Here is a 19,471-nt window from a genome sequence, read left to right as displayed (position 1 = left end):
AAAAATAAGAAATAAAAACCATTCGTTAAGAAATGTTAAATTAAAACATTCATAAAATGGAAATCATGCATTCAAAGGAATTATTTCTTAACTTAATAGTAGAATTTTTTAAAAGAAACTTGGATAATGAATTGTGAACTGTCAATCCGCTATGCTTGTCAATTGATGTTGAAATAAATTCACCATTCACCTGCGAAGCGAAATTCACCATTGATTATTAAATGAGTCAATCGTGAACTATCAATCCCCTATGCTTGTCAATTGGATGTTGAAATACATTCACCATTCACTTGCGAAGCAAAAATTGACGATTGACAAAAAAATCTCATTTCTTATCCTATATCAATGACTTGTATAGGTACGCTGTCCTAAATTTGCATCATTAATAACAAACAAAAAATACAAAATACAATGGCAACAAAATGGATTTTAGACCCTACGCATAGTGAAATTACTTTCAAAGTAAAACACATGATGATCTCTAACGTAAAAGGAAGCTTCAGAACTTTCACTGCTGAAATTGAATCTGAAGACGAATTCTTTGCAAATGCAAAAACTACTGCTACTATCCAGACAGATTCTGTATTCACTAACAATACAGACAGAGATAACCACTTAAAGTCTGCAGAGTTCTTCAATGCTGAAGTACACCCTACCATCACTTTTGAATCTCAGGCGTTAAATAACTCTATCGTTGGAAATCTTACCATCAATGGAATTACAAAACCTGTAAATCTTGATGTAGATTTTGGAGGAATCAATGTAGACCCATGGGGAAATACAAAAGCAGGTTTCTCTTTTGAAGGAAAAATCAGTAGAAAAGACTTCGGTTTAAACTGGAACGCCGCTCTTGAAGCAGGAGGTGTAATGGTAAGCGATGATGTAAAAGTAGCTGGTGAATTACAGTTTGTAAAACAGGCATAGTAAATTAATATATAGCATAAAAGGTTCGGGGATTTTTCTAAAAGCCTTGAACCTTTTATTTTTTTATAATCTTCAATATTTATGAACCTCAACGATCTCCAAAACATAAGTGACGGTTTTAAAAGTACACAAAGAATGCCTATTTTATTTCTCGGACATGGTTCACCAATGAATGCCATTGAAGAGAATCAATTTGTACAGGGTTTCCGGAAAGCAGCCTCAGAAATTCCAAAACCTAATGCAATTCTTTGTATTTCTGCCCACTGGTATACAGACGGAACTTTTGTAACCGCAATGGATATGCCGAAAACCATTCATGATTTTTACGGTTTTCCCAAAGCCCTTTTTGATGTGCAGTATCCTGCTCCGGGAAATCCCGAACTGGCAAGAGAAACAGCAGAACTTCTTCTACCTGTAGATGTGGAAGAAGATCATAGCTGGGGACTAGATCATGGAGCATGGTCAGTTATCAAACATATGTATCCCGATGCTGATATTCCGGTGATACAGCTGAGTATTGATCATACAAAACCTCCGCAGTATCATTACGATCTTGCCAAAAGGCTGAACAAACTTCGTGAAAAAGGTATTCTTATTATCGGAAGTGGAAATATTGTTCATAACCTCCGCCTCATCGACTGGAAAAATATAAATACAGTGGGAGCCGGCTGGGACTGGGCAATAGAAGCCCGTGAAAAAACCAACAACTGGCTACTTGACGGTAACTTTCAGAATATTATTGATTATCAGAAACAAGGGACTTTCTTACAATACGCCGTTCCTACGCCTGATCATTATCTCCCTTTATTATATACTTTGGGTCTGAAAGATCAGTCTGAAGAGCTTAATTTATTCAATGATGAACTTATTGGTGGGTCATTGAGTATGACGAGTGTAAGAATCGGGTAAATTCTTCTTTTGTTTATCACTAAAAGTTTAGTAATATTGTTTACCATGAAAACAGTATTACTATTTTTTTTACTCACCACTTCCCTTTTTTCCGCACAAATGGTAAAAGGAACTGTGGTGGATGATACCGGCCACAGGATCTCTGGGGTTAACATTTATCTTGACGGGACGAAAACAGGAGTCGTTTCAGAAGAAGACGGAAGTTTCACATTACATGTCTCTGCTCAGAAATATGGAAATCTTGTTTTTCAAAAAGAAGATTATGAAACCTTTACCATCGGATTACCGGATATCATCAACAAGACTTTAAAAGTGGTATTGACCAAAACCAATGCTATTGAAGAAATAAGACTGGTTCCCTACACTTCCGAAGCTTATCAGAACTATATCAATTATTTTCTGGACACTTTTATAGGTAATAATCGTGATGATGTGAAAATCAAAAATCAAAGATCTTTAAAGTTCTCCTACGACAAAAAGAATAAGATTCTGAAAGTAAAAGCCCCCAATACACTCATTATTGAAAATAAAAATCTTGGCTATGAAATTAATTATAATCTGATCGCCTTTTCTTCGGATTTCAATACTAAAATGATTAATTATTCCGGGACCAGTTTTTTTAAAGAGACAAAAAATACGGATAAGGTGAAATTAAACCGTATGAATGCTTACGAAGGCAGTCAGCTTCATTTTTTCAGAAGTATCTATGAGAATAAAATTACTGAGGCAGGTTTTATAGTGAATCAGGTGGTAAGAGTTCCTAATCCAAAGTATCCCTCAGAAGAAGAATTAAATATTTTAAAAAATTATCTGGACCTCGTAACCCAACCTGATTTACATACGATTCCTGAAAATATCAGAGAAATTGCCCGTAGAAAAAATACTCAGAGCCCGTACATGCTGGCTATTGTAAAAACTAAAATCCCTGATTCAGATTATGTTAAAAGACAAGAAGGACATGTTTTTCTTGAATTTAAAGATATCCTGCAGGTCAACTATCCTAAGTTTTATTATGAACTTAAAGGAAAAGAATTTGTTAAAAGAACAGACAAAAGTATATTATCATCATTTCTGCATTCTGATGGAGAATCATTCGAAGTTTCAAAGGAAGGTAATATTACAATGCCTGATCAACTCATTAATGAAGGTGATTTCTCAAAAAATAAAATTGAAAATATGCTTCCTCTTGATTATCAATTAGGAGATTAGCATCAGGAACCGATTATTATATTAAAACTATAAAGGAAATACCTCAGGTGAGATATTTCCTTTTCTTTTGATAAGGATATTATTTACTGTACAGCCTTCAGAACATTAATGTTTCCATAGCCATAGCTTGAATTTACATTAGGATAATAGGTAGCTGCCTGTCTCATTTTATTGAGTACCTGATCTCTCGTCCATGATGGATTTTTAGCCCAAACCAATGCTGCAATTCCCGCTGTAGCTGCTGTAGCCACTGAAGAACCACCCACATAATCTGCCTGACCATTGTAATAGCTCAATACAGGAACAGTATTTCCTGAAGGTCTCTCCATCTGGAAAGTAAAATCAATCTGACTTCCCGAGTGGCACACATCACATTTCTGATTGGAAGTATTTTCTTTCACTCCCGTTATAGCCTGAGTTTCCGGCATGGATGCAGGGAAAATTACTCCGACAAAACTAGTGAAACTGGTAGAAGTACCTCCAGCACAGAAGATCAGTTTTCCTTTAGAATAAGCATATTTCACACCGTCTTCAATTTTCCCGACAGAGAAAACATGTCCCATTGACATAGAAATGATCTTCACATTCGTATTGTTACCCAATTCTGTGAAAGCGGTCTTTACAGCAGTCTGTTCACTAGAAGTTTCAAGAACAACATTTTCTGCAGCTCTGTAAGTGATCAGATTGGCATTATAAGCTACTCCTACAGGTAATCCTGCATTATTTCTCGGAGCGGCCATTACGGAAGCCATTTTCGTTCCGTGCCCGCATTGATCTCCTGATCCGTCAGAATTATATACTCCATATTTACTGATTGTTCTGCCTGAAGAAGCACCATTATTAAAACTTCCTCCCAACAGAGTCTGTTCAGGTGAAACACCTGTATCAATAAGTCCAATGGTTACGCCTGCTCCAGTACTATAGCCCCAGGCTTCAGGAATGCTGTGTTTAGTGAAAGCCCACGGTATTTTTGCACTTGGTGTCGTTGAAGTATAGTCTGCTGTACTTAGTGTAGATGATGAAAATCCGCATCCTGATGAACCACTTCCTGAAGATTTTGCAGCTGCGTTATATTGAGCTTCAAATTCAAAATAATGATAATCTGCAGGTTCTACATATCGGATGTTTTTCATTTGGCGAAGTGCGGAAACAGTTTCCTCATTTTCAATCACAACGTCCATCTGATTAAGATATTGATCTAAAAGAAGAAGGAAATTTCTTTCGTCTTTTCCTTCATATTTTTTGATCACAGAAAGAACTTCTTTTTCGATATCATTGCTGTTTGGAGATTTACTTCTGTCGAAATCATCTTTAGAAGTTCCAAAACCGATAGAAACCATTTTATTTCCGCGGAAAATAGCACTCCATACGAAATGATCGGATTCATTCTTCCAATTGAAAGTACCGTCCGTTTTAATCGCCTGATTGATCCTTTCGTTGATTTGTTTTGCAGTCAACGGATCTTTCTGGGACATTTCGGTTTTTACATTTTCGTTCTGAAGATCTTCTCTGGTGCACGAGTTTAAGGCAAAAAATATTGCCAGTAGGAATACAGTTTTTTTCATATGTTATAATTTTGGTTGAGACCACAATATAACACTTTAACGGGAATTAAAAATTGAAAAAAAATGAATTTAGCATTACATGAATATTAAATTACAATACTTTCTCGTAGCACACACTTTGCTCTATTCCAACGTATTGACCATAATTAGGTATTTTGTAAAAACCACTTTTTTCATACACCGAGATGGCACTCTTAAGATCCCTTGAAGTTTCCAATACAGCTTTTGTAAAGTTCAATTCTGTTGCCCAGCTTTGAAGTTCTTTCACAATAGCGGAACCTAATCCTTTTTTTCTGAAATCAGGATGGGTAAACATTCTTTTTATTTCTATGGTATCTTCTGAAAATGGTTTGAATGCTCCGCAGGCTGCTGGAATATCATCTATATAGGCTACGATACAGTTTTTGATAGTATCTATTGTATTGAACTGAGCAAAGAAGTCATCATTTTCTCCATTATGTTCGGCTAAAGCGGCATCAAGGGATTTTACCAGTGTTTGAAAATCTTTATGGCTGGAATCTGTTCTGAGTATATTCATCTAATTGATTTAAAGATTTAAAAATTGAAGGATTTAAAGATTTGTGAAAACAAAAAGCTCCCTTCCGGAAGCTTTCAAGTATTTTGTATTAGTTGACAACAAATTTTCGTTCGTTAATCAATTCTGCAATGGCCAGCATATCTTTACCGATAAGTCTGTCATCTTCCAGCTTGGCAACTTTAGAACGAAGAATCGCAAAGTTTTCTTCAATTACTTTAGAGCATTTCGCAGGTCTTCTAAATTCAAGTCCCTGAGCGGCAAACATAAGCTCAACAGACAGAATATTCACAAGATTTCCCAGAACCTGATTGAATTTTCTTCCTGAAATACTTCCCATAGAAACATGATCTTCCTGTCCTAAACTTGTAGGAATAGAGTCTGCCGACGCCGGGAAACATAATGTTTTATTTTCTGTAACCAAGGCAGCTGAAGTGTACTGAGGGATCATAAATCCGGAATTCAATCCTGAGCTTTCCGTTAATAATCTTGGAAGTCCATATTTTCCTTCTAATAATAAGTAGCTTCTTCTGTCTGAAATATTCCCTAGCTCTGCAGCTGCTAATGTAGCATAATCTAAAGGCAATGCCATTAGCTGTCCGTGGAAGTTTCCACCTGAAATAGATTCTTCAGCGCTTAGGACAATCGGGTTATCTGTTACAGAGTTCAATTCTGTTTCAGCCATTCCTTTAAGGTGCTCAAAAGCATTCCTGCTGGCTCCATGAACCTGCGGTACACATCTCATGGAATAAGGATCCTGAACTCTCTCACAATCTTCATGAGCTTTCATATTTTCTGATCCCTTTAAGAACTTAAGCATTCTTGCCGCAACTTTTTTACTGCCTTCAAAAGGTCTGATCTCGTGAAGTTCTTTTTTAAATGGGCTTGCTGAACCTCTGTACGCTTCAAGACTCATTGCAGCTGTCATATCAGCAAGATCTAATAAGTATTCAAATTTTTCAAGTCCTTTGATCGCATGAGCAAGGATAAACTGCGTACCATTGATTAATCCTAATCCTTCTTTTGGACCTAAAGCTAATGGTTCAAGGTCATGTTTTTTTAAAACCTCAATGGTATCAGAAACCTGATTTCCTTCCCAAACCTGTCCTAAACCAAGTAAAGGCAGTACAAGATGTGCTAATGGAGCAAGGTCTCCTGAAGCTCCTACAGATCCTTGTTCAGGAACTACCGGAATGATATCTTTCTCAAGCATCAGAATCATTCTTTCAATAACTTCCAGGGAAACTCCTGAAAATCCTTTCGAAAGAGCATGTACTTTGGCAATCATCATAATCTTGGAAAGCTCTTTATCAATTGGCTTCCCTACGCCCACCGCATGAGAAATGATAAGGTTATATTGTAACTGAGCGGTTTCATCCGCTGAAATTTTAGTATCACACAATGGTCCGAATCCTGTATTGATTCCATATACGCATCTGTCTGACTCTACTATTTTCTGTACGTTTTTCTGAGATTTTAAAATTTGTTCTTTTGCCGCTTTGTTTAGCTTGGCTTTATTAGGTTTTTTACATATTTCCAGAACATCATGGAAAGTAAAAACATCTACTCCGTATATCATTTCTAAAAAATTTCCTTAAAATTACGCATTTAACAATAATTGGAAAAGCTAAATTTCAATCTTCTATATTTTTATAAAACAAGCGAAATAATTTACTACTTTTAGCCTCGAAAATTAAAAACAATAATACATGAGACTGAAAACTCTACTTCTTGCTGTATGTGTAGCAAGCACGACAGCTTTCGCGCAGAAAGTAAAATATTCTAAAGAGGATATCAAAAAAATGGAAACTTACCTTTTTAATGAAGGTTTTAATACGCCATCACCTAAGAAAACATCTACCATTATCTTAAAAGACGGAACGACCTACAAAGGTTTCTGTAATAAGATTGAAACAAAAAAAGGACAGATCTATGAAGTTGCTATCAAAGACAGTATCACCAAAAAGAATACTACTTTCAATGCTGATCAGATCAATGAGATGTATGTGTATCCGAGTAATGCAGAGAAGATTGCAAAAGTGGCAAAATACATGGGGAATATCAGAAACTTCGGAACTAAGAAGTTGACGAAAAACACCAATAATGACAGAATTTATTTTATAAATCAGACTGTGTCCCTAAAGAACAAAAAAGATGATAAGGAATTTCTGATGCAGGTTATCAATCCAGGTTTTGATGACATTATTTCAGTATACCACGATCCCAGGGCTAAAGAAACAACAGGTTTTTCTGTAATGGGATCTCCACAGCTTGGAGGCGGTGTTATCAAATCTTACTATGTAAAAAAGGGCAACAAGGTAATGTGGCTGCATAAAGATGATTTTGAAGACAATTATGATTTTCTTTTTGGAGATAATCAGGATTTCATGAAAAAATATCCTAAGAACTCTGTGGAATGGGATTATTTCAGCTTTCTTGTAAGTGAATATACTGCAATGACCAACGGATAAAATATTTTGAACCCTAAAATAAAACCTGTAGAACCATCTGCAGGTTTTTCTTTTTTAGATAGCGAAAGTTTCCTTAATTTTGTTATATGAATCCTTCTTTAGAACTACAGCTCAAAACCTTACCATCCGAACCCGGCGTTTATCGTTATTATGATAAAAACGAACAGCTTTTGTATGTGGGAAAAGCTAAAAATCTGAAAAAAAGGGTACTCTCCTATTTCAACAAAAACCTCTCAGGATACAGGATCAAAATAATGGTCAGTAAAATCCAGCGACTGGAAACGACGATTGTAAACAGTGAGTATGATGCTCTTTTATTGGAAAATAATCTGATTAAAGAGTACCAGCCGTTTTATAATGTTATGCTGAAGGATGATAAGACTTATCCCTGGATCTGCATCAAAAATGAAGATTTTCCAAGAATTTTTCTGACCAGAAATATGATTAAAGACGGATCTGAATATTACGGTCCGTATGCCAAAGTACGTCCTGCAAAGATATTGTTGGATACTATAAAACACATTTATAAGCTTAGAACCTGTAATCTTAATCTTTCTCCCTCCAAAATTGCGGAAGGCAAATATAAAGTCTGCCTGGAATACCATATCAAAAACTGTGAAGGGCCCTGTGAAGATCTTGAAAGCAAGGAAGATTATGACGAAAAAATAGATGCTATCCGCGGAATTATCAAAGGAGATTTCCGTAAAGCAAAAGATTATCTGGTGAATCAGATGATGAAGCTTGCTTCCAACCTGAAGTTTGAAGAAGCTCAGATCATTAAGGAAAGACTGGATATTCTTGAAGATTATCAGGCTAAAAACACAGTCGTAAATCCTAATATTGATGATGTAGATGTTTTCGGAATGACCAGTGATGAGACCGCTGCTTATGTCAATTTCTTTAAGATAAGAAACGGAAATATTATCCAGAGTTTTACTACTGAGATTAAAAAGATTCTTGAAGAAACTGATGAAGATATTATGGAAGAAGCTTTGATAGAGATCCGTCAAAAGTTTTCTTCAGATTCTAAGGAAGTTCTTTTACCGTTTCATTTGTCTGTAGAAATCCCAAATGTAAAACTGATTGTTCCCAAGGTAGGAGATAAAAAAAGAATTGTAGAGCTTTCTGAAAAGAATGCTAAAGAATACCGTCTGGAAAAGCTGAAGCAGGTTCAGATTGTAGATCCTGAAAGGCATACCAACAGAATTATGGCCGAAATGCAGAAACTGCTGAGAATGCCTGTAGAACCAAGACATATTGAAGGTTTTGATAACTCCAACATTCAGGGAACGAATCCTGTGTCTGCATGTGTTGTTTTCAAAGATGGAAAACCGAGTAAAGCAGATTACCGAATTTTTCATCCTAAAACGGTAGAAGGGCCAAACGACTTTGCAACGATGGAAGAGGTCATCTACCGCCGTTACAAAAGAATGCTTGATGAAGGAGAAAGCCTTCCTCAATTAATTCTGATTGATGGTGGAAAAGGACAACTTTCTTCTGCTGTTAAAAGCCTGAGGTTATTAGGACTTTATGGAAAAATTACCATTGTAGGGATCGCCAAGAGACTGGAAGAAATATTTTTCCCGGAAGATCCTATTCCTTTATATCTTGATAAAAAATCTGAAACGTTGAAAATCCTTCAGCGTGTCCGTGATGAGGCCCACCGATTTGGGGTAAAACATCACAGAACAAGAAGAAAAAATTCTACTATAAAATCCGAACTGGAAGAAATTTCTGGAGTTGGAGAAAAAACAATCGAATTGCTTTTGTCTAAACTGAAGTCTGTAAAACGAATCAAAGAAGCCAATTTTGAAACTCTTGAAGAAATTCTGGGGAAAAGCAAAGCGAAAGTGATTTGGGAATTTTTTAATGCTAATTGATAAACTAATGCAGTACAGCAGCTAATTTGTCACAAACAAAATGAAGTTTTAATGCTAAAACTCATATACTTTTTTCATTTACTCAATAAGAGACAAAAACCAACAATCCCCAGTACAAAAAGGAAATTTATCAATAAAACACACAAACAAATAAATATTTTATTAAATATTAGTATTATTTATATTTTTCCCATAAATTAGTAATATCAACTAATGACAATAATGCTATAAAAATTCTTCTCTTTTTATAAATCTAATCACATTTCATTTGACATCCAATTGCTTTTATATCTATAAGACTCTTGTAAAATGCTAAAAGAATGAAAAACACATCAACATATATATTATAAAAGGCTCTTTTTAAGAGCCTTTTACATGTATTATTTTTTTATAATCTTACCCATATATTCCCCTTTATTTGCTTTTAACTTAATAAAATATATTCCTGATGGAAGTTCTGCTACATCAATATTTTTATTATTGTAGATAATATTCTTCACAAGTTTTCCGGAGGCATCAAAAATTTTCACGATTTCTATTTTAGAATTTTCGTTCAGTCTTATTGAAAAATATTCTGAAACAGGATTAGGATAAATCTGCAGATCTGAATTTCCTTTTTTACTTTCTGCGCCTGATATTTCATGGGTTGCCAGATAAACAGGCAGTGGATCAGTCACTACATACAATTCACTTCCATGTTCTTTGGTATTAATGGTCAGAAATAATTTCTCACCATCTGTTCCCATTTTCTGAATATTTTCATTAACCAGCAGCTGATTATCATCGTTTGTCACAAAAATATCCATCGGAGAGGTTGAAACACCGTCACTTTTCCATACCTTTTGGGAATCCCCATTAAGAAAGTAAAGATAATTGTTGGCACACGTCATATCTTTCACTGAAGAAAAATTTTGGGATAAATCAGATGTGCCATTCGCTGTTCCATCTGTTTTCCACAACTGTGTACTATTGTTATTGGTAAAAAATAACTGATTTCCACATTTTTTAAATTTTACATCACCAAAAAAGTTTCCCGCTAGTATCTGTTCTGTCCCTGCCACTGTTCCATCTGTAGAATGCAGCGCTGGAGAAGGATAACCTGAAGTGACATAAAAAAGCTTATTATTAAATATTATTGTTTCTCTCGCAATACTTGAAGAGCCATAAGGAGCAGCGTAAGATTTCAGTAATGTAGCAGATGCCTGATCGCCGTTTGAAATCCAAAGCTCGTTTTGCCCGGAGCTGTAATTCGCAGGAGTATTTTCCTGTTGTTTTGTAAAGAATAATTTATTATTAAAAGCATTCAGTACCTTAATATCTCCATTTGTCCCATCCTGATAGGAAAACTGTATTACCTTTTGGGTATTGGCTTCAGTAGCATCTGTTTTCCAGATCCCAAGTTTTCCATTATCTTTTGCCACAAAATAAGCAAAACCATTCAGTATTGCAGTTTTTGAATCTACGGAATAAAGACTTCCCATATTATCCTGGGAAATATCTTTGACCATACTAACAGTATTGGATGTATTATCAATCTTCCAAAGTTCAGTTCCTACCACATTATTGTATCCGGCAAAAAGTAATGTATTATCGTTCAAGCTGGTATACGGTACCCTGCTGGTAATATTCGGGGATGATATTGACAAAGTATTGGCTTCTGTACCATCTGTTCTGTAAGCTGCTTCTGGAGTGTAAAGATAGTTTCCTACTTTAATGAAATTGTCATTAAAGTCACTGCCCATACCTATAAACGAATTTCCTCCAAAGCTGGATATTCTCTCAATCTGCTGTGTATTTTTATTTCTCTTATAAATCTGGCTGTTATACTGTCTGTCCGTCGCAATGAAAATAAGATCATCATTCAGCACCTGAAATGCATGAGGCAAAGAACTTTCAAATCTACTGATGTCCGAAGCTATTGTAGTCTGATGGGTCACCGGATTTAGTGAAAATAGTTCAGTGCCATATTTGGGGGTATTTCCGGTAAGATAAATTTTAGAATTCAGGTCTACAAAACTATTATTATTTGGCATTCCAAGGCCTGTAATCTCAAAACTCTGTGAAGAATTTCCATTCACTATCCAATATCTGTTTCCATAATTAGCCATCGTAAGAATCAAATGATTATTATCTGAGCTGTTCCCATAAATCAAAGCTCCTGCGTGCGTATTGAAGAGAACAGTTCCGGCTTCTGTACCATCTGTTTCCCAGATATAATTACCATACACAGAGTTAACACCGTTGGCACTACTTTCAAAGAATATTTTGTTATTATATTTTACAAATTTTTTCATTGCCATAGAACTTGTAGCTCCAGGCATTAGATTTTTCAACAGATAAGTTCCTGCCGTTGTCCCATCAGAAACCCATGGTTCATAGCCATTTGCTGCATCAAAGCCTGTAAAAACAAAATAATTAGCAGCGGCAGCTCCTTCCAGCTGCGGATAACCTACAGATTTTATGGATACTGTTCCCGCTTCTGTTCCATCTGTTGAATATAATTCATATCCCGCTGTTCCTGTTCCAAGATTAACCACGAAGTATAGTTTATTTTTAAAAATCAGTGCTTTAAAATCGCCATTAATACTTCCACCCGCATTGGGAACGATATCCTTTAATAAAGATGTTCCGGCAACGGTTCCATCTGATTTCCATATCTCTTTTCCATGTGTGCCATCATCTGCTGCCAGGAACAAAGTATTGTTCATAGTATACATTTTTATATCACCGGAATATTGAAATGTTTTTAATAGCTGCAGACTATCTGCAACGGTATTGTAAGACCAAAGTTCATTGTGGTGGTAGAAAAAGATATTATTTCCGACCGCAGCAGTTGCAGCCACCGAAAACTCAAAATTCAGATCTTTTACCTTGGATGTTCCTACCGTGGTTCCGTCTGTGACCCAAAGCTGATTATTGGACGAACTATTGCTTTGTACAGCAATAAAGTAAATTTTATTATTGAGCCTCATAAAAGACGGATCTCCAGTCATCCCAATGCTGTACCCCGGAAAAACATTCTTCAGCAGAATTGATTTTTGAGTACCCGGATCAAAACTCCACAGTTCCCTTCCTTCCTCTGTAGACTTGGTGGCTGTGAAAAGAATATGATTATTGAATTTTATAAAATTATCAGGATCACTGGAAGCCCCAAAATTAATTTCGTTTAACTGGGTATTAAATACACTTTGTGCACTCGAAAATACTGACAGTATTGCCAATATAGAAATGTAAACTTTTTTCATATCTATGTAGTTAAAATAATCCTTAATTCTAAAAAGTTATGAATTAAGGATGATATTTTTCTTATTATTGATGTAAATTATTTTGCTGTAAAGACTTCTTTGGAGTATCTTCCATCCGTCTGTGGAATATCTATCACAATATTTCCGTTTTCAAAATATCCGATGGTAGTATTTCCATCAGCCATTTTTACAAGGAAGACAGAGTTCTTTGAAGTTGCTTTGAAAACAGCAAAAGGTACAGAGCTGCCAGACTTGGCTAAAATAAACTGGCTAGGATCAATCTGTATCTTCTGAAGATCCAATTTCCCGTTTGAATAATTACTTGCCTCAGGAGTTGTTGTAGAGGCTGCAGATGCCACAGAGTCAGGAGATGTATGCTGAGTACTATTATTAGATGCAGGTAATAATGCAATGGGATTAGAAACCGGTATTTTAATTAATGCTTCTTTCAATGCATCCTGTAACCCTTCTTCAAATTCTTTAATTTTTGAGCCTCCCTTAGACTCAAGAATCATAGTATTATTACAGTCTTTAAACTGTACTATTAATTTATTTTTAAATAGACTTTTATCATTAAGAATATCGGCAGAGACTACATTACAGAAATTACTTTTAGCTTCAGCTGGCCAATTATCTTTAATGGTAGGAAGAATGATATACTTTTTCCCTATCATAGCCTTGGTGAAAAATTTTTTTAACCCATAATCTTCCCTAAATGTTTCAAATTTTTCGGGAACTGCAACATATTTATAATCTGAAACCTTTTGTGCGAAAGCTGTTGTTGAACAAACAGCCATAGCCAATATTGATAACTTTTTCATTTTTATAATTTTAATCGTTTCTAAATGCTCCCATATCCAGTTTTAATGAGAAGAAATTGGAATAGAAATTAGATCCGCCAATCCCTGAATTCGTAATTGCATAATCCAGTGTAAGGCCTCTATATCTGATCCCAAGACCTGCACTCGGCTGGAAAGAAACTTTTCTCTTAAGGTCTTCTATATCTGTAATAGACTGGAATCTGTTGATCCCCAATCTCACAAAAATCATTTTCTGATATCCCAGTTCAGCTCCCGCATACGGACTGATACTGGCAAAATCTGTTGAAATTAATGATGCTGTTTTAGCAAAATCAACATTAATACCTGCTTCCGGTAATACATACACACTGCTATTGATTTCGAATAATTTGCTGGCACCTACATTTAGCTTAGGCATTGTAAGTTCAAGTTTATCCTTAGGAGCTGGGTTAAATTCTTCCCCGTTTACAACAGTAGAAAGTTCTTTCTGATTAATCGTCCAGAAGTTTACGGTAGTCGTAATATCTCTCACCATTCCTCCGAATTTCCATCCGTTATCTGCCTTATAAATTGCTCCCACATCGAAACCAAAACCATAACCATTTGCAAATTTACCTACATTTCTATAAACAATTTTAGCATTCACCCCCACATCTAATTTTGGATTTCCTCCAGGTCTGAAAGCATAAGAAAGAATAGCAGCATAGTCGGATTGGGAAAACTTGGTAATTTTATCATAATCGATATTCCCTTCAGAATCGATCATTTGGGTAGTATTTAAAATATTGTCTACTCCAAGCCTTACTACCGAAACGCCAAAAACACCTTCTTCAAGTACTTTTGCATAGGCCAGATAGTCATATTTCGCGATGGATTCAAAGTATTCTGCGTGCATTGCTGCCCCTTGCCAATCTCTTTCAACAGACATTAGACCTGCAGGGTTCCACATTGGGGAATATACGTCATCCTGGTTGGTAATTACTGCTCCTCCCATAGCAAGTCCTCTTGCTCCGGCACCGATATTTAAGAATTCATTGGAATATTTCCTGATAATCTGAGATTGAGAAAGCCCAAACAGCAGTGAAAATGCAAGTAAAAAATATTTTTTCATCATATAAATTTGATGCTTAGTTTAAGTTTTTAGTTTTTCTGGCTTTTATTAATCCATTTGCAATGATTGCCAGTATCATAACACCCGAAGCGACATAAAATATAGGGCTCATATGTTCTGATTCCCCAAAGATAAAAAAAGCTAGTATAATTCCGTAAACAGGTTCTAAATTAACTGTTAAAATTAAAGTAAAAGGTGATATATATTTCATTAAATTCACCGATTCCAGCATTGGAAAAGCAGTGAAAACACTGGCTAACAAGCATATTAACGCCAGATCCCTGTAGTTTATTTCATTCATTTGAAAAATTTGCCCTGAAAACAAATAAATTAACATTAAAATAAACCAACCACAGAAGATTTCATAAAAAATAATGTTCCCCGAACTTGTTTTCCCAAACATTTTACCATTAAAAACAGAAAAAACAGTTCCGAATATGGCACACAGAATTCCATAAATAATACCTTCTTTAAAATGAAATTCTGTTTTAAAGATCAATAGTATACAGGCCACAATAACAGTTCCCATGATCACTTCGGATACATCAATTTTCCTTTTGAAAATAATAGGCTCCAGAATTGAGGCAAAAAGAGTAGATAACGAAAGACAACTTAGCGCAATAGAAACATTGGAAACTTTAATAGAATAAAAAAAGCAATACCAATGGAGTGCCATGGCAAAACCTATTGCTGCCAGCTGAAAAAATATTTTTCTGGAAACCTTTATGCTCTCCTTTTTAAAAATCCTGATAAATACATACAAAAAAATAGAGGCAAACAACATTCTGTAAAAAACCAGAATCTGTGCATTGGCCTGAATCAATTTTCCCAGAATTGCAGTGAACCCCCATAAAAAAACTATTAAATGCAATCTGAAAAGTGCCAATTTATGCATAACCTATCCTCTTTTTATTTTAACCCTGCAAATTTACAAATCACAAACCCAAATATTGATAAAAAGACGGCTTTAATCTAAAAAAAGTTAACAAAATTTAAAATAAAGGTTAAACCATAAAAAAACCCTGAAAATTTATTAAACTTTCAGGGCCTTCAAATAATAAACTATTAAAAAAATAAACTAGGAACAGAGTAATTTTCAGAGGTTATCACCCTCCATTACTCTTATGTAAAGTTAGAAAAAATATAAATTATTTGAAAATATTTTTTAGTTAAAAATTTCACAAATTACTAAAAACCAAATAATTAAACATCTGTTTTACTTCCAATTCGTATTCCTCATAAAAATAGTATCTTTAAGCGTAAAAAATTGAAAATTTTATGGACATCGAATTCAATAAACGAGAAGATCAGAACAGATTAAAATTATCTGAAATTAATCGCTTACTCACTGAAATTAAAAAAGGCGGTGGTGAGAAGAGGCTTCAAAAGCTTCGTGATGAAGGAAAAATGACAGCAAGAGAAAGAATAGATTATCTTCTCGATAAAAATTCAGATTCCATAGAAGTAGGAGCATTTGCAGGATACGAGATGTATCAGGAGCATGGAGGATGTCCTAGTGGAGGTGTTGTAGTAGTTATTGGCTACGTTTCCGGAAGACAGTGTATTATAGTTGCTAATGATGCCTCTGTAAAAGCTGGTGCATGGTTTCCTATCACAGGAAAGAAAAACCTGAGAGCTCAGGAAATTGCTATGGAAAACAAACTTCCTATTATTTATCTGGTAGACTCTGCAGGTGTTTACCTTCCTATGCAGGATGAGATCTTCCCGGATAAAGAACATTTTGGACGAATTTTCAGAAATAATGCTAAAATGAGTTCTATGGGAATCATCCAGATCTCTGCCGTTATGGGGAGTTGTGTAGCTGGAGGAGCTTATCTTCCCATTATGAGTGACGAGGCGATGATTGTGGATAAAACAGGTTCTATTTTCCTTGCCGGAAGCTATCTTGTAAAAGCAGCCATCGGAGAAAGTATTGATAACGAAACATTAGGTGGAGCTACCACTCATTGCTCTATTTCAGGAGTAACAGATTATAAAGCGAAAGATGATAAAGATGCTTTGAATAGAATCAAAAATATCATGAAATCTATTGGAAGTAGTGAAAAAGCAGGCTTTGACAGAATAGAAAGCTTTCCACCAAAAGAAAACCCGGAAAATATTTTCGGAATTATGCCGGTTTCAAGAGCTGAACAATATGATACTTATGAAATTATCAAGTGTATTGTGGATAACTCCGAATATGAAGAATATAAACCAGACTACGGTAAAAGTATTATCTGTGCAACGGCAAGAGTTGATGGCTGGTCTGTAGGAATTGTAGCCAATCAGCGAAAGCTCGTTAAAAGTGGGAAAGGAGAAATGCAGTTTGGAGGAGTAATCTACTCTGATTCTGCTGATAAAGCGACCCGATTTATTGCCAATTGTAATCAAAGAAAGATACCTTTAATTTTCTTACAGGATGTTACAGGATTTATGGTAGGCTCCAAATCAGAACATGGAGGAATTATCAAAGACGGAGCTAAAATGGTAAATGCAGTTTCCAATTCTGTTGTTCCTAAGTTCACGATTATTACGGGTAACTCTTATGGGGCGGGTAATTATGCAATGTGTGGAAAAGCTTATGATCCAAGATTAATAGTTGCATGGCCTTGGGCTGACTTAGCGGTAATGGGAGGAGCACAAGCTGCAAAAGTACTGGCTCAGATTCAGGAATCAACATTGAAAAAACAAGGAAAAGAAATTTCGGAAGAAGAACACAATGAAATTCTGAATACCATTTCTAAGAAATATCAGAAACAAACAGAATCTACTTACGCAGCTGCAAGATTATGGACAGATGCCATTATCAATCCTGCAGATACCAGAAAATGGATTTCTATGGGAATTGAAGCAGCTAATCATGCCCCTATCACTGAGAAATTCAACTTAGGTGTAATACAAGTCTGATATCAATTTATAATAAAAAAGGGCTATCTCAGGATTTTGAGATAGCCCTTTTTTATTTATACTTTTAAAATGGGAAGTATTTTACTTACCATATTCTTCTTTACAAAATTCAATGGGCCCACCAAGTTTCATACAGCATTGATACTTAGTCATACAAATTCCATTTGGCCAGCCTGGAGGATAGCACATTCCAAATGCAGGATCATCAGGACATGTAGGTCCTCCACTTCCTTGTAACGATTTTAAACTCTCTCTTGAAATCTTCATTAGATTTTTCATAGTTATTTTAGTTTTAATTGTGTCCTACTCTATTTAAGCTTTTCGGATAACGCTTCTCTAAAATACTATTTATTCTACACATAGTGAAATTTAAATAAAAATTTTAATAATTAATCATTACTTAGTAGCTATTGCTGATTACTTAATGTTGATGTTATAGATTGTGCTTGGTTAAGTATCAAGAAAAAAATTGTCACATTGGAAGGGATCTTTTATGGATAATATAAATTGTTAATAAAGAGACGTTACAACCCTAGATTTACCAGATAAAAAAGCATATTTCAAATAAAAAATAGTAAAAAAATAAAATTCATGAACGATAACCTATAATCAATATCTTATCTTTTCAATATTACCATTAACAGAATATTATACGCTAAAATTCGGATTAAACGACAAAATAAATTTATTAACAATTGTAAATCAACACTTTACATGTATTATTTATCATGAAGTATCATATTTTTTTTTTAATATTGCAGGAGTAAGCAAATGATGAACAAAATGAAACAATTAAGTAAAGGGTTACCCGTGGCCGCCAGTGTTTTTTGTTTTTCTACTCAGTACAAATCAAATAAACGCTCAAAAAATACAGAAAGATTCAGCAAAGAATAAGGAAATCGATGAAGTTGTATCAACTGTTCTTAAGCTGGAAAATCCATTCAGTGAAGCTGGAGTTTTTTTGATAATGCCAAGAAGAATAGCTACCCTTCAAAAGATAATCTGAATTATCAAAATCAGAAGAATGCACTTGACCAGATGAAGCAGGATCCTGAATTTGGGACCAGTGAAAGTGATATACAAGGTCGTATTTGGCGGGATAAGAAATAAATTCCCCTTTCACTAGAGGTTCTTGTCGTATTAAGGGTCTAAGTCGCCATATCTCACAATCTTCATACTTTTAGGCTCTTGGATCCTTATACGACGATAATGTCTTAAGTCAGTGATGAATGGACTAAAATGTGATTAGTGAATGAACAATGATAATGGATAAGTAATCAGTGTCAAGGAATTAGGATTACGAGTTATTGAAATTAACTTAACAGTTGCAAGTGTAAGGATGCACGTTTATTCCAATTATTTCATTCCTCAGGAATCCAGACTTATTTACTAGAGGTTTAAAGGATGCAAGATGACAGGATAATGTCCACGATTCTTTAGCAGTTAGTATTGGCATTGTCATGCTGAGCGGAGTCGAAGCATTTTAATAAAGAAAACCTTATTTAGATTTCTTTGGAGTGACAGCCTGGGAAGAATAAATAGTATTGAAGGTAAAGACCCATCGTTGGATAAAGAATAAAAAACAGAGGGCTGGAAGCTGGAAGCCTAAAGCTGGAGGAAGAAGAATAGCGGATAGATGAGATGGACTACTTACTACGAACATCTATTATCTATTATCTATTATCTATTATCTATTATCTATTATCCACTGCTCACTATCTATTACTCATTACTTCTGTTTCTGTTTGGATTTTGTGTTAGTTAGTTTAGTGAGTATGTTGAGTGTTGTTGGTGTTGATGGTGTTGATGGTGTTGATGTAGGTATATAACAAAAAAACCTTTATCGTAAAGATAAAGGTTTTTTAAAAATAAAATAAAAACTGGCGGCGGCCTACTCTCCCGCGTTAGCAGTACC

General features: G+C 35.1%; 14 protein-coding genes. 6 read left to right on the top strand and 8 right to left on the bottom strand.

Annotated features, from left to right (window positions below; all coding sequences use genetic code 11):
- The first annotated feature begins 411 nt into the window (after positions 1-411).
- The 3 genes from DEU39_RS21560 to DEU39_RS21550 all read left to right on the top strand — a co-directional run bounded on the left by DEU39_RS21560 (position 412) and on the right by DEU39_RS21550 (position 3,042).
- Entirely contained in the window at positions 412-924 is a 513-nt protein-coding gene (locus tag DEU39_RS21560) for a YceI family protein (protein ID WP_062675631.1), read from the top strand.
- An 81-nt stretch (positions 925-1,005) separates the two neighbouring features.
- Entirely contained in the window at positions 1,006-1,833 is an 828-nt protein-coding gene (gene ygiD / locus DEU39_RS21555; protein ID WP_120233341.1) for a 4,5-DOPA dioxygenase extradiol, read from the top strand.
- Between the two features lie 45 nt (positions 1,834-1,878).
- Positions 1,879-3,042: a carboxypeptidase-like regulatory domain-containing protein gene (locus DEU39_RS21550; protein WP_120233340.1), complete on the top strand. Its 1,164-nt coding sequence runs from the start codon at positions 1,879-1,881 to the stop codon at positions 3,040-3,042.
- 83 nt (positions 3,043-3,125) lie between these two features.
- Here the strand turns inward: DEU39_RS21550 and DEU39_RS21545 are convergent, their stop codons facing one another.
- From DEU39_RS21545 to hutH, 3 genes are all read right to left on the bottom strand, one after another.
- A complete protein-coding gene (locus DEU39_RS21545) occupies positions 3,126-4,607 on the bottom strand; it encodes a S8 family peptidase (protein ID WP_120233339.1) in 1,482 nt (493 codons plus the stop codon).
- 91 nt (positions 4,608-4,698) lie between these two features.
- Positions 4,699-5,145, bottom strand: coding sequence for a GNAT family N-acetyltransferase (locus DEU39_RS21540; protein ID WP_062675635.1), 447 nt, complete (start codon positions 5,143-5,145; stop codon positions 4,699-4,701).
- An 88-nt stretch (positions 5,146-5,233) separates the two neighbouring features.
- Positions 5,234-6,721, bottom strand: coding sequence for a histidine ammonia-lyase (hutH, locus tag DEU39_RS21535; RefSeq protein WP_120233338.1), 1,488 nt, complete (start codon positions 6,719-6,721; stop codon positions 5,234-5,236).
- A gap of 130 nt (positions 6,722-6,851) precedes the next feature.
- On the opposite strand from hutH, the gene DEU39_RS21530 reads away from it, so the two are divergent.
- Together DEU39_RS21530 and uvrC are read left to right on the top strand one after the other, a co-directional pair.
- On the top strand, positions 6,852-7,613 hold the full coding sequence (locus DEU39_RS21530; protein ID WP_117753117.1) for a hypothetical protein: 762 nt from the start codon (positions 6,852-6,854) through the stop codon (positions 7,611-7,613).
- 86 nt (positions 7,614-7,699) lie between these two features.
- Positions 7,700-9,493 (top strand): excinuclease ABC subunit UvrC, encoded by a 1,794-nt coding sequence (uvrC, locus tag DEU39_RS21525; protein WP_120233337.1) that lies wholly within the window; start codon positions 7,700-7,702, stop codon positions 9,491-9,493.
- A 380-nt stretch (positions 9,494-9,873) separates the two neighbouring features.
- Here uvrC and DEU39_RS21520 read toward each other — a convergent pair whose 3' ends face one another.
- The 4 genes from DEU39_RS21520 to DEU39_RS21505 form a co-directional block, all read right to left on the bottom strand.
- Positions 9,874-12,738: a T9SS type A sorting domain-containing protein gene (locus DEU39_RS21520; protein ID WP_120233336.1), complete on the bottom strand. Its 2,865-nt coding sequence runs from the start codon at positions 12,736-12,738 to the stop codon at positions 9,874-9,876.
- 77 nt (positions 12,739-12,815) lie between these two features.
- A complete protein-coding gene (locus DEU39_RS21515; protein ID WP_120233335.1) occupies positions 12,816-13,559 on the bottom strand; it encodes a hypothetical protein in 744 nt (247 codons plus the stop codon).
- A 10-nt stretch (positions 13,560-13,569) separates the two neighbouring features.
- The gene (locus DEU39_RS21510) at positions 13,570-14,652 is read right to left on the bottom strand and encodes a PorV/PorQ family protein (protein WP_034693290.1); all 1,083 of its coding nucleotides are present in this window, start codon (positions 14,650-14,652) and stop codon (positions 13,570-13,572) included.
- 13 nt (positions 14,653-14,665) lie between these two features.
- Positions 14,666-15,544 (bottom strand): DMT family transporter, encoded by an 879-nt coding sequence (locus DEU39_RS21505; protein ID WP_062675639.1) that lies wholly within the window; start codon positions 15,542-15,544, stop codon positions 14,666-14,668.
- A 383-nt stretch (positions 15,545-15,927) separates the two neighbouring features.
- On the opposite strand from DEU39_RS21505, the gene DEU39_RS21500 reads away from it, so the two are divergent.
- Positions 15,928-17,556: an acyl-CoA carboxylase subunit beta gene (locus DEU39_RS21500; protein WP_062675640.1), complete on the top strand. Its 1,629-nt coding sequence runs from the start codon at positions 15,928-15,930 to the stop codon at positions 17,554-17,556.
- Between the two features lie 81 nt (positions 17,557-17,637).
- Here the strand turns inward: DEU39_RS21500 and DEU39_RS21495 are convergent, their stop codons facing one another.
- Positions 17,638-17,835 (bottom strand): hypothetical protein, encoded by a 198-nt coding sequence (locus DEU39_RS21495; RefSeq protein ID WP_062675641.1) that lies wholly within the window; start codon positions 17,833-17,835, stop codon positions 17,638-17,640.
- Positions 17,836-19,471 lie beyond the last annotated feature (1,636 nt).

The sequence above is a fragment of the Chryseobacterium sp. AG363 genome, assembly GCF_003610675.1.
Taxonomy (GTDB): domain Bacteria; phylum Bacteroidota; class Bacteroidia; order Flavobacteriales; family Weeksellaceae; genus Chryseobacterium; species Chryseobacterium cucumeris.
Note: the sequence above shows the minus strand (reverse complement) of the source record. Positions and strands in the feature narration are given on the sequence as shown.